Raw genomic sequence first — 12397 nt, 5'->3', positions numbered from 1 at the left:
GAGCCTTTTTTGCAAGTATCTTATTGAAAATTTTTTATTAATTTCTGATAAATTACGGGTAAACTACTTTAGCATAATGTTTTCCTTAATAATGTATTTGAAATGTTATGTTAGGGGTACCTTTAAGTGGTGTTCTGCCTCAATATTTGATACCATTTTGGAGTATGCGTTTATAGATTGTCCCCATATCAGGAACGTTCCGAACGGGATGGGTGACTATAAAAGGAGTTTTCATTTTTGAAAAAAGAATATTGGTTCGTCATCATCACTTATATTGCCATGCAATTATCCAGTATTGTTGGGGTACCCATTTTCATGCTGATCGGGTCTTATACCGGAATGCCGGCAGATGAACTCGAAGTGAAATCTGCAGCATACTGGATAGTTTTCAGTTTTCTCGCTGCTTTATTCTTGATTCTTTTTTTAATGAGAAAAGATATGAGGGAAAAGCTGGACACGAGAAATCAAACTTCCGTCCAGATGTCCATATTATGGGCAATTGCAGGAGTGTTCATGGCACTTTTTGCACAAAGCCTTGCCGGCAGCATTGAACAAATGCTTGGGGTGGAGTCTGAATCTGAAAATACGCAGCAACTTATCTCACTCATTTACAAAGTCCCCATGGTCATTTTCGTCACTTCAGTAATTGGACCTATATTGGAAGAATTAATTTTCCGGAAAATCATTTTCGGATCACTTCATAAACGCTTTAACTTCTTTATTTCAGCTTTAATCAGCTCAGTTATTTTCGGCTTGGCGCATGGTGAATTTGAACATCTTCTTTTATATACGGCAATGGGCTTCACCTTTGCTTTCCTTTATGCGAAAACAGGCCGCATTCTCGTTTCAATGAGCGCTCATATTGCGATGAATACGCTTGTTATCATCCTTCAAGTGGTATATCGGGAGGATATTGAGAAGATGCTAGATACTGCACAGGCCTTCATCGGAGGTTTATTATGAAACGTCAATCACCATTATTCATGGGCATCATCTATGCAGGCTTAGGAGCTCTTTTTACCGCCATCGCGATTCAAACCGTCAATTCTTCCGGATGGGGACTCTTTGCCTACATACTTGTCCTTATTGCAACTCTTGATTTTGGATCGGGATTGCGCATGATCATGCTGCACTTTAAGATTAAAGCTGCACAAAAAAATAAGAAAAAATAAGAAAAAATAAAAAAACGCTGCAATGATGCAGCGTTTTTTTCATTCCTCCAATGCGGCTTCTTCCACTACAGGATAATGTTTCAGGAAGTAGATGAGCGACTGAAGCTCCACGGCCAGGTCAATGTGGTGAACCCTTATGGATGGGGGCACTGTCAGCCGTGCAGGTGTGAAATTCAATATTCCTTTTATATCGGCTTTGACTAGACGATCGGTTATCGTCTGGGCTACCTGTGCAGGCACTGTCAATATAGCCGCAGTAATATTATTTTCCTGCAATAGTGTATCGATTTGATCCATATGATAGATGGGCACATCAGCTATTCGCTTGCCGACCTTTTCTTCAGAAACTTCGAAAGCCATTTCAATTTTTGTATTATTATTTTTCATGAAATTATAATTTAAAAAAGCGGTTCCTAAATTTCCTACCCCGATTAAAGCGACTTTGGTCAATTCATCTTGATCTAGTGTTTTTCTGAAGAAGGATAATAAATAATTGACATTATAGCCGTAGCCTTTTTTCCCAAGCGCGCCAAAGTAGGAAAAATCACGGCGAATTGTGGCGGAATCCACTTTTACAGCTTCACTTAGCTCTGCCGAGGAAACTCTTTGTTTGCCTGAGGAATGTAAGTTCTTTAAAAATCGATAATACAATGGCAACCTTTTGGCTGTCGCCTGCGGTATCTTTGGGTCATGGTTCATTGTTCTTCCCCGCTTTCACACATGCTTTTCATCTTAATCTCTATCTGTTTGTTTTACTTGCCTCTTATAATCGCTACTAGACACTCCGCCTGTTTTCTCCACTAAGAATGTAGGCCCGATCACCATTCCCTTATCAATGGCCTTACACATGTCATAAACAGTCAAGGCAGTCACGGATGCAGCTGTTAACGCTTCCATTTCCACACCTGTACTCCCTTTTGTCTTAGCTTCCGTTTCAATCCTAAGCCTATATCCTTGATCTTCTTTTTCCCAATCAAAGGCTATATTGACCCCTTGCAGAGCAATGGGATGGCACATCGGAATTATATTGGATGTATTTTTGCTGGCCATTATTCCTGCAACTTGCGCAACAGCCAGTACATCACCTTTTTTCATTTTATGGTTCGTGACCAATTCATATATTTCGTCATTCAATAAAATGCTCGATTGAGCCACTGCCGTCCGGGTTGTTTCAGGCTTAGCACTCACATCGACCATTTTGGCCCTGCCCTGTTCATTAAAATGCGTTAAGTCTCCCATTTAAGTAACCCCTCCTAAATCATACACTATTATTCCACTTTATGTAACAGCTTTTGTTTAAGCTTGGAACCAAGCTGTTGCCGATAATAACTAAAATACGTTACACTAACATTAATCAATTGAGGTGAAATCTATGATTTTATTACAAATCAATCAACTATCGAAATATTATGGAGCTGAACTTATTTTATCAAATATGAAGCTCGAAGTTCAAAATAAAGATCGAATTGCACTTGTCGGCCGAAATGGCGCCGGTAAATCCACTCTGCTTAAAATCATAGCTGGGCAGCTTTCCCATGATGGCGGTGAAATAATCAAACCAAAAGGCGTCACCATCGGCTATATGGCCCAGGATACGGGATTGGAATCCGAACTTACCATTTGGGATGAGATGCTGACTGTATTCACGGACCTTATAGAACAGGAAAAGGAACTGCGTCGCCTTGAGGCTGATATGGCCAGACCTGACATCTTTGAAAACGAAACAATTTACCAAAAAGTGCTGAATGAATACGACACTTTGATGGTGGCATTCAAAGAGAAGGGCGGTTATCAATATGAAGCGGATATCCGTTCCGTATTGCATGGACTTCAGTTTGCTGACTTTGACTATTCTACCCCAATTTCCACTTTAAGCGGTGGACAAAAAACAAGGCTTGCATTAGGGAAACTGCTTTTAAGGAAACCGGATATATTGATTCTGGATGAGCCGACGAACCATCTGGATATCGAAACCCTCTCTTGGCTTGAACAATATTTACAAAGCTACCAGGGAGCTGTCCTTATTGTTTCCCATGACCGTTATTTCTTAGATAAAGTAGTAAACCTCGTATATGAGATTTCCCGGAATAACATGAAAAAATACCATGGTAATTATAGTTCTTACCTAGAGGGAAAAGCGGAGGATTATGAGCGGGACATGAAACTGTTCGAGAAGCAACAAGGGGAAATAGAGAAGCTTCGCGACTTTGTCCAACGTAATATCACCAGGGCTTCCACCACGAAAAGAGCACAAAGCAGACGCAAACAGCTCGAAAAGATGGATGTATTGGACAAGCCGCAAGGTGATGAAAAATCCGCGAATTTCTCTTTCCAGATTGAAAGGCAAAGCGGAAATGAGGTACTTCACCTCCAGGACTTGGCTATTGGATACGAAGGGGAAACGGTATCAAAGAATATAAATTCCCGGATGACTAAAGGTGAAAGCATAGCACTCGTTGGCCCAAATGGAGTTGGAAAATCAACTTTATTGAAAACGATCATTTCTAAACTGCCTGCACTTTCTGGGGGTTTCCGTTTTGGAACGAACGTGGAAGTTAGCTACTACGATCAGGAACAGGCTAACCTTGTTTCCAATAAACGCGTACTCAATGAATTATGGGACGACTATCCCCTTAAACCGGAAAAGGACATTCGCACCGTACTTGGTAATTTCCTATTTAGCGGGGACGATGTTTTGAAAACCGTTTCCACACTAAGCGGGGGCGAAAAGGCCCGGCTTGCCCTAGCCAAAATGATGATGCAAAAAGGGAATTTTTTAATTCTTGATGAACCAACGAACCATTTGGACCTCGATAGTAAATTGGTGCTTGAAAATGCTTTGATCGATTATCCAGGAACCATTCTTTTCGTTTCACATGACCGTTATTTCATAAATCGGATAGCAACGAAAGTGATCGAGCTCTCCAAAGACGGCAACGAAGAATTCCTCGGTGATTATGATTACTATTTAGAGAAGAAACAGGAGCAGGCGGAAATCCAAGCACTCGAACAGCAGGAACAGGCTAAGACTTTAGATGCAGCTGTAGAAAAAACAAATTACAAAATTGATAAAGAAGCAAAAAAAGCTGAACGCCAGCGAAAACGGCGCATTGAGGAAATCGAGGCAGCCATGGAGCTTCTTGAAATTGAAATAAACGAATATAATGATCTCCTTTGTGATCCAAGTGTTTTTCAGGACCATGAAAAAGTGATGGAGGTCCAAACAAAGCTTGATCATGCACAGGAAAGTTTGGACCAGCTTCTCGAAGATTGGACTGAACTGGAAGAATGACAAAAGACCGAGTCAATTTGAAGTGAACCCAAAAAGTTAGACACTTTATTTAATTAGGCAACCTTGAGGGCATGAACCCGGTAATCTACTGGGCTCATGCCTTTTAGTTTTACTTTGATTCGTCGGTGATTGTAATAATGGATATAATCTTCCAGTTCTTTCTTGAAATGCTCCATGCTGTCGAACTTCTGTAAATAAAGTAATTCCGATTTCAGTAAGCCAAAGAAGTTTTCTATGACGGCATTGTCTAAACAATTTCCTTTGCGGGACATGCTTTGTATAATGTTATGTCTTTTCAAATCATGTGAGTATTGTTTCATCTGGTAATGCCAGCCCTGATCTGAATGGAGAACGGGGGAATCTTTCGATTCCAATCGCATAAAGGCTTGGTCTAGCATCTTGGAGACTAAGGGATAAACAGGACGTGATTCGATATTGTAAGCAATGATCTCTCCATTAAATAAATCTAGAATGGGCGATAAATACAACTTCTCACCGTGTAAATGAAATTCAGTTACGTCCGTAACCCATTTTTGATTTGGCTTTGTTGCCTTAAAATTACGATTGAGGATATTAGGCGCAACCTTTCCAATCTTGCCTTTGTATGAACGGTATTTCTTCATACGGACCAGACACTTTAGTCCCAACTCCTTCATCAATCGAAGGACCGTTTTATGGTTCATTGAAATCCCTCTATTACGTAATTCCAATGTAATGCGTCGATACCCATATCTCCCTTTATTCGTATGAAATATCTCCTGAATAACTGGCTTTATTTCTTCGTATTTATCCTGACGCCCGAAGGCGTTTATCCAATAATAATAGGTACTCCTTGCCAGATTTGCGACGGACAGAAGTAGCTTTAAATTAAAATCTCCCCTTAGCTCATGTACTACTTTCGCTTTTTGCGTTCGGACGCTTCGCTTTCTTGAACTAAGGCTCTCAACTTTTTTAAATATGCATTCTCTGCACGTAATCTTTCATTTTCAGCCTGTAACGCCTCTAATGACCCTTCTACTGGTTTTTTCTCCGTTTCTTTTTTCATGGATGGACGCCCCTTTTTCTTCGTTTCAAGAGCGTCAACTCCGTACTCCTCCAATTGCTTTAGCCAATTAGTAATGGTAGAAGGAGAAGCAATGTTATACACAGCAGCTGCATGGGTACTAGACACTCCAAAATCGTTCATATAGTTTAGTACATCCATCTTAAAGCTAATATCATAATTTGTATAGGTAGACATTAGCCCATCTATCCCATGTTCTTTATAATGCGCCACCCATTGCTTTAAAGGAGTCAAACTGATATTAAATTGATTGGCTACAGTTCTAAATGAGTCCATTCCTTCTAAATAAACAAGGACAGCTTTTAATTTCAACTCTAATGAATATTTTGTCATAAAAAAAGCACCTCCAATTGTTAGATGGTGTCTAACAATTGGGGTGCAGTTCAATTGACTCGGTCTTTTTCTTTTTCCAATCAAAACGTCGCTTGAAAGTTATCCACTAAATTGTTAACAAACCACTTACCGTTCACTAGCCATTAATTTGAGTTATACACATTATCCACAGAAACATATCCACTTATCCACAAAAACACCGCTTTATACACATGCAGTATGATTATCCAAAAAACTTTATCCACAGAATATTCTATTTTTTTATAAACACGATAAAAAGACAGGATGCCGAAGTGAGGGATCCTGTCTGCTCGTCAATTAAAATGCTTCAATATCCAATCCAGGATTTCCGTTCAAATCCAAACCAGATCGTTTTCCCTTTTCAAACATGACACTGCCAGCAGCACCGATCATGGCGGCATTGTCCGTACAAAGATAGAGGGGCGGTATGGATATATCCATAGGTAAATCCTTGAAAGCTTCCGTTAATGCTTCCCTAAGGCCTTTATTTGCCGCAACTCCTCCAGCAAGCAATACCTGTTTCACATTATATTCCTTTGCAGCCTTTACAGCTTTCATTACAAGCACTTCTATCACGCTTGCTTGGAAACTTGCCGCTAAATCTTTAGGTTCAATTTTTTCCCCGCGCTGTTCAGCATTATGCAACGTGTTGATTACCGCTGATTTCAACCCGCTGAAAGAAAAGTCATAGCTGCCATCCAACCATGCCCGAGGCAGTTTCAAAGTTGGTGAGCCTTCTTGTGCAAGCCTATCGATATGAGGGCCGCCAGGATAAGGGAGCCCCAAGGTTCGGGCCACTTTATCATACGCCTCACCTGCTGCATCATCCCGCGTCTCCCCTATCACCTTGAAAGAACCCGGTTCTTCTAAAAGCACCAATTCCGTATGTCCTCCCGAAACGACTAAAGAAAGCGCAGGATATTCGATCTCCTGAATAAGACGATTTGCATAGATATGACCCGCGATATGATGCGTACCGACAATCGGTATTCCATGTGCGAAAGCTACAGCCTTCGCCGCATTCACGCCTATTAATAGTGCCCCTACAAGTCCGGGACCTTCTGTAACCGCAATGGCATCCAAGTCTTCATAGGTCACACCGGCTTGCAGCAGTGCTTCTTCAAGAACGATCGTAATTTGTTCTACATGATGACGGGAAGCTATTTCCGGGACGACACCGCCAAAACGTTTATGGCTTTCAATTTGTGAAGCCACGACATTACTCAGTATCTCCGTTCCATTTTTTATGACAGCTGCCGCAGTTTCATCGCAGCTTGTTTCAATTCCTAATATAAATTGATCTTTTTTCATGAAAAATTCACCCACATAACATAAGCATCTTCTTGATTGTCTGTATAATAATTTTTTCGGATTCCACCCTTTTGGAAACCAAGTTTTTCATAAAGCGAAATGGCTACTGAATTACTGACACGGACCTCAAGCGTCATCCTCACCACACCCATCGAAATGGAGATTTCAATCATCTTCCTGAGCAAAGCTTCCCCAAGTTTTTGCCCTCGGTATTCTGGCAATATCGCTATATTGGTAATGTGCGATTCATCAATGACGATCCACGCACCGCAATAACCGGCAATTTTCCCTTCATCCTCTATCACCATGTATACAGCATATTGATTATGATTCAGTTCATTAAAAAAAGCTTCCCGGCTCCAAGGCAAAGTAAAGGACTGCTTTTCCACATTAAGCACTTGGTCGATATCTTCCGTATTCATCTTTCGGAACGTCAATGTTTTACTCATAATAATCGGTCGCTTTCCTTGTTTATTTCCCCTGCTGTTCAAGCCACTTAGCTTCTGCTTCAGCCATGCGGATATAATTCGGTACAAACTGGTGAACATCGACTTCAGTCTTATCAAGACCAATGAAGGCCAGTTCGCTTGGTCTTGAGTTATATGACTGTACCGGAGCAAATACAGCTAAATCACCTAATGCTTCCGTAATTGCATCCCGGTGGATGTCCACATCTTGACCAACGAATAAAACAGGACGATTTAATTCCTTCAATTGATTCGCCCACTCAGAGGATAGAATATTACAATCTTCAATGACTGTCTTTAAAGAGTTATTTTCCATTTCATATAATCCAGTATAAATCTGCCCTCTTCTTGCATCGAACAAGGGAGAGATCAATCCGTTAAAATAACGTCCATTAGCTGCTAAAACCTCTAAGCTGGAAACACCCGATAACGGAATCTGAAGCGTCCAGGCCAAGCTTTTGGCAATCGTCACTCCAATCCTGACGCCTGTATAGGATCCTGGGCCTTGAGCAATCACTATCTTAGTCAAATCCTTCGGTTCAGTATCACAATCCCTCAGCAGTGTTTCAATTGCTGGCATGACCCGGACCGAATGGTTTTTCTTTAGGTTCGTCGTATACTCACCAATTACTTGACTCCCGTTCACCAGGGCAACCCCTAATGTAAAATTCGATGTATCTATAGCTAAAACCTTCATCAAATAATCTCCTTACATAACTTTACATATCGTTCGCCTTTGGCTTCCAGAACAAAACGCCGGCTTGTATCGCTCAGACGATAAATATAGATGGTCAAGATTTCCCTTGGAAGGTGATCCTTTATTAAATGGGCCCATTCAACGACAGTCACACCATCACCATCAAAATATTCTTCAAAGCCTAAATCTTCTTCCGATTCACTTACCCGATATACATCCATATGATATAAAGGCAATCGACCCATATATTCCTTTATTATCGTAAAGGTAGGGCTATTCACCATTCTGGTAACACCTAATCCTTTAGCCAGCCCTTTTGTGAATGCTGTCTTCCCAGCACCCAAGTCACCTTCTAAAGCCAGCACATCGCCACTTGAAAGCTTTTGTGCCAATTCATGCGCAAATTGCGCTGTTTCTTCCTCATTCTGAGAAATCCATTCAACCTGTTGCATATATCAATCACCTTTATCATTATTAGGAAAACGTCCTAAAGTTCATGTCGAGAACCATAAACGCAATATTATGGAATAAAAACCATTCTATATTCAGTTTACCTTGTTTCAAAAGAAGAAACAAATAAGTTAGGGACATAATTATTCGAATTTCGGATAAAACAAAAAAACGAAACCTAAGTTTCGTTTTTTCATGATTGCGGGGACAGGATTTGAACCTGCGACCTTCGGGTTATGAGCCCGACGAGCTACCGGACTGCTCCACCCCGCGACGGTATAAATGCTTCTTTTATAAACATAGTATTCCCGATCACTCAAAAAGAATACAAAGATTATAGCTTGGCGGCGTCCTACTCTCACAGGGGGAAACCCCCAACTACCATCGGCGCTGAAGAGCTTAACTGCCGTGTTCGGAATGGGAACGGGTGTGACCTCTTCGCTATCGCCACCAAACATTCAATCTTTTTTTTTGCACATTTATTATCATACCATGTATGAAACCAAAATGCAATAGGAAGTTTTCATTCCTTCAAAACTAGATAATAAGAAGGTATTTCATTTTTTAAAAAGCGTTGGTTAAGTCCTCGATCTATTAGTATCAGTCAGCTCCACATGTCACCATGCTTCCACCTCTGACCTATCAACCTGATCATCTTTCAGGGATCTTACTAGCTTGCGCCATGGGAAATCTCATCTTGAGGGGGGCTTCATGCTTAGATGCTTTCAGCACTTATCCCGTCCGCACGTAGCTACCCAGCTATGCCTTTGGCAAGACAACTGGTACACCAGCGGTGCGTCCATCCCGGTCCTCTCGTACTAAGGACAGCTCCTCTCAAATTTCCTGCGCCCGCGACGGATAGGGACCGAACTGTCTCACGACGTTCTGAACCCAGCTCGCGTACCGCTTTAATGGGCGAACAGCCCAACCCTTGGGACCGACTACAGCCCCAGGATGCGATGAGCCGACATCGAGGTGCCAAACCTCCCCGTCGATGTGGACTCTTGGGGGAGATAAGCCTGTTATCCCCGGGGTAGCTTTTATCCGTTGAGCGATGGCCCTTCCATGCGGAACCACCGGATCACTAAGCCCGACTTTCGTCCCTGCTCGACTTGTAGGTCTCGCAGTCAAGCTCCCTTGTGCCTTTACACTCTACGAATGATTTCCAACCATTCTGAGGGAACCTTTGGGCGCCTCCGTTACTCTTTAGGAGGCGACCGCCCCAGTCAAACTGCCCACCTGACACTGTCTCCCACCCCGATGAGGGGCGCGGGTTAGAATTTCAATACAGCCAGGGTAGTATCCCACCAACGCCTCCACCGAAGCTGGCGCTCCGGCTTCTCAGGCTCCTACCTATCCTGTACAAGCTGTACCAAAATTCAATATCAGGCTGCAGTAAAGCTCCACGGGGTCTTTCCGTCCTGTCGCGGGTAACCTGCATCTTCACAGGTACTATAATTTCACCGAGTCTCTCGTTGAGACAGTGCCCAGATCGTTACACCTTTCGTGCGGGTCGGAACTTACCCGACAAGGAATTTCGCTACCTTAGGACCGTTATAGTTACGGCCGCCGTTTACTGGGGCTTCGGTTCAAAGCTTCGCTTGCGCTAACCTCTCCCCTTAACCTTCCAGCACCGGGCAGGTGTCAGCCCCTATACTTCGCCTTGCGGCTTCGCAGAGACCTGTGTTTTTGCTAAACAGTCGCCTGGGCCTATTCACTGCGGCTTTTCTGGGCTATTCACCCTAAAAAGCACCCCTTCTCCCGAAGTTACGGGGTCATTTTGCCGAGTTCCTTAACGAGAGTTCTCTCGCACACCTTAGGATTCTCTCCTCGCCTACCTGTGTCGGTTTGCGGTACGGGCACCTTACATCTCACTAGAGGCTTTTCTTGGCAGCGTGGAATCAGGAACTTCGGTACTATATTTCCCTCGCCATCACAGCTCCGCCTTAATGGAAACGGGATTTGCCTCGTTTCCGGCCTAACTGCTTGGACGCGCATATCCAACAGCGCGCTTACCCTATCCTTCTGCGTCCCCCCATCGTTCAAACGATGTATAGGTGGTACAGGAATATCAACCTGTTGTCCATCGCCTACGCCTTTCGGCCTCGGCTTAGGTCCCGACTAACCCTGAGCGGACGAGCCTTCCTCAGGAAACCTTAGGCATTCGGTGGAAGGGATTCTCACCCTTCTTTCGCTACTCATACCGGCATTCTCACTTCTAAGCGCTCCACCAGTCCTTCCGGTCTGACTTCAACGCCCTTAGAACGCTCTCCTACCATCGACACCAATGGTGTCAATCCACAGCTTCGGTGATACGTTTAGCCCCGGTACATTTTCGGCGCGGAGTCACTCGACCAGTGAGCTATTACGCACTCTTTAAATGGTGGCTGCTTCTAAGCCAACATCCTGGTTGTCTAAGCAACTCCACATCCTTTTCCACTTAACGTATACTTTGGGACCTTAGCTGGTGGTCTGGGCTGTTTCCCTTTCGACTACGGATCTTATCACTCGCAGTCTGACTCCCAAGAATAAGTATTTGGCATTCGGAGTTTGACTGAATTCGGTAACCCGTTGGGGGCCCCTAGTCCAATCAGTGCTCTACCTCCAATACTCTCATCTTGAGGCTAGCCCTAAAGCTATTTCGGAGAGAACCAGCTATCTCCAGGTTCGATTGGAATTTCTCCGCTACCCACACCTCATCCCCGCACTTTTCAACGTGCGTGGGTTCGGGCCTCCATTCAGTGTTACCTGAACTTCACCCTGGACATGGGTAGATCACCTGGTTTCGGGTCTACGACCTCATACTCATTCGCCCTATTCAGACTCGCTTTCGCTGCGGCTCCGTCTCATCAACTTAACCTCGCATGAAATCGTAACTCGCCGGTTCATTCTACAAAAGGCACGCCATTACCCATTAACGGGCTTTGACTACTTGTAGGCACACGGTTTCAGGATCTATTTCACTCCCCTTCCGGGGTGCTTTTCACCTTTCCCTCACGGTACTGGTTCACTATCGGTCACTAGGGAGTATTTAGCCTTGGGAGATGGTCCTCCCTGCTTCCGACGGGATTTCTCGTGTCCCGCCGTACTCAGGATCCACTCAGGAGGGAACGAAGTTTCAACTACAGGGTTTTTACCTTCTTCGACGGACCTTTCCAGATCGCTTCATTTACCCCGTTCCTTTGTAACTCCATGTTGAGTGTCCTACAACCCCAAGAGGCAAGCCTCTTGGTTTGGGCTAATTCCGTTTCGCTCGCCGCTACTCAGGAAATCGCGTTTGCTTTCTCTTCCTCCGGGTACTTAGATGTTTCAGTTCCCCGGGTCTGCCTTCAGTACCCTATGTATTCAGGTAAAGATACTGTTCCATTACGAACAGTGGGTTTCCCCATTCGGAAATCTCCGGATCAAAGCTTACTTACAGCTCCCCGAAGCATATCGGTGTTAGTCCCGTCCTTCATCGGCTCCTAGTGCCAAGGCATCCACCGTGCGCCCTTTCTAACTTAACCGTTAAAAAAGATCTTACAGATGCTTTGAAAAAAATTAATTGCCTTCTATCTATTATCTAGTTTTCAAGGAACAAAGCAGAAAGGA

General features: G+C 43.5%; 10 protein-coding genes, 1 tRNA gene and 2 rRNA genes. 3 read left to right on the top strand and 10 right to left on the bottom strand.

All coding sequences use genetic code 11. The annotated features are described in order from the left end of the window. Nucleotides 1-237: 237 nt before the first annotated feature. Both QNH43_RS01640 and QNH43_RS01635 read left to right on the top strand, forming a co-directional pair. Nucleotides 238-963 carry a CPBP family intramembrane glutamic endopeptidase gene (locus QNH43_RS01640; RefSeq protein ID WP_283916571.1) on the top strand — a complete coding sequence of 242 codons (726 nt, stop codon included), beginning with the start codon at nucleotides 238-240 and terminating at the stop codon, nucleotides 961-963. Further along, nucleotides 960-1172, top strand: coding sequence for a YdiK family protein (locus QNH43_RS01635; protein WP_034306342.1), 213 nt, complete (start codon nucleotides 960-962; stop codon nucleotides 1170-1172). The genes QNH43_RS01640 and QNH43_RS01635 overlap by 4 nt, the downstream gene beginning before the upstream one ends. Before the next feature lie 39 nt (nucleotides 1173-1211). On the opposite strand, the gene QNH43_RS01630 is transcribed toward QNH43_RS01635, so the two are convergent. Both QNH43_RS01630 and moaC read right to left on the bottom strand, forming a co-directional pair. After that, nucleotides 1212-1871 carry a redox-sensing transcriptional repressor Rex gene (locus QNH43_RS01630; RefSeq protein WP_034306345.1) on the bottom strand — a complete coding sequence of 220 codons (660 nt, stop codon included), beginning with the start codon at nucleotides 1869-1871 and terminating at the stop codon, nucleotides 1212-1214. Nucleotides 1872-1904: 33 nt separating this feature from the next. Further along, nucleotides 1905-2411 carry a cyclic pyranopterin monophosphate synthase MoaC gene (moaC, locus tag QNH43_RS01625; protein ID WP_283916570.1) on the bottom strand — a complete coding sequence of 169 codons (507 nt, stop codon included), beginning with the start codon at nucleotides 2409-2411 and terminating at the stop codon, nucleotides 1905-1907. Nucleotides 2412-2544: 133 nt separating this feature from the next. Here moaC and QNH43_RS01620 point away from each other — a divergent pair, with 133 nt between their 5' ends. Beyond that, complete coding sequence (locus tag QNH43_RS01620; RefSeq protein ID WP_283916569.1) at nucleotides 2545-4464, top strand: ABC transporter ATP-binding protein; 1920 nt, start codon at nucleotides 2545-2547, stop codon at nucleotides 4462-4464. Between the two features lie 53 nt (nucleotides 4465-4517). On the opposite strand, the gene QNH43_RS01615 is transcribed toward QNH43_RS01620, so the two are convergent. From QNH43_RS01615 to QNH43_RS01580, 8 genes are all read right to left on the bottom strand, one after another. Further along, a protein-coding gene (locus tag QNH43_RS01615) for an IS3 family transposase (protein ID WP_283916568.1) occupies nucleotides 4518-5860 on the bottom strand; the annotation gives its coding sequence in 2 pieces (ribosomal slippage) (nucleotides 4518-5419 and nucleotides 5419-5860; 1344 coding nt in all). Between the two features lie 318 nt (nucleotides 5861-6178). Beyond that, entirely contained in the window at nucleotides 6179-7192 is a 1014-nt protein-coding gene (tsaD, locus tag QNH43_RS01610; protein ID WP_076372381.1) for a tRNA (adenosine(37)-N6)-threonylcarbamoyltransferase complex transferase subunit TsaD, read from the bottom strand. Beyond that, the gene (gene rimI, locus QNH43_RS01605) at nucleotides 7189-7641 is read right to left on the bottom strand and encodes a ribosomal protein S18-alanine N-acetyltransferase (protein WP_076372379.1); all 453 of its coding nucleotides are present in this window, start codon (nucleotides 7639-7641) and stop codon (nucleotides 7189-7191) included. Before rimI ends, tsaD begins: the two co-directional genes overlap by 4 nt. Before the next feature lie 22 nt (nucleotides 7642-7663). Next, a complete protein-coding gene (gene tsaB, locus QNH43_RS01600; RefSeq protein ID WP_283916567.1) occupies nucleotides 7664-8356 on the bottom strand; it encodes a tRNA (adenosine(37)-N6)-threonylcarbamoyltransferase complex dimerization subunit type 1 TsaB in 693 nt (230 codons plus the stop codon). Beyond that, on the bottom strand, nucleotides 8356-8808 hold the full coding sequence (tsaE, locus tag QNH43_RS01595) for a tRNA (adenosine(37)-N6)-threonylcarbamoyltransferase complex ATPase subunit type 1 TsaE (RefSeq protein ID WP_283916566.1): 453 nt from the start codon (nucleotides 8806-8808) through the stop codon (nucleotides 8356-8358). The genes tsaB and tsaE overlap by 1 nt, the downstream gene beginning before the upstream one ends. A gap of 197 nt (nucleotides 8809-9005) precedes the next feature. Further along, a tRNA-Met gene (locus QNH43_RS01590) sits at nucleotides 9006-9079 on the bottom strand. Nucleotides 9080-9145: 66 nt separating this feature from the next. Further along, nucleotides 9146-9261, bottom strand: a 5S ribosomal RNA gene (gene rrf, locus QNH43_RS01585). Between the two features lie 119 nt (nucleotides 9262-9380). Further along, nucleotides 9381-12312, bottom strand: a 23S ribosomal RNA gene (locus QNH43_RS01580). Nucleotides 12313-12397 lie beyond the last annotated feature (85 nt).

Origin of the sequence: Peribacillus simplex, from assembly GCF_030123325.1 — a bacterium.
In the GTDB taxonomy this organism is placed as follows: domain Bacteria; phylum Bacillota; class Bacilli; order Bacillales; family DSM-1321; genus Peribacillus; species Peribacillus simplex_D.
This window is presented reverse-complemented; position numbering and strand designations above follow the sequence as displayed.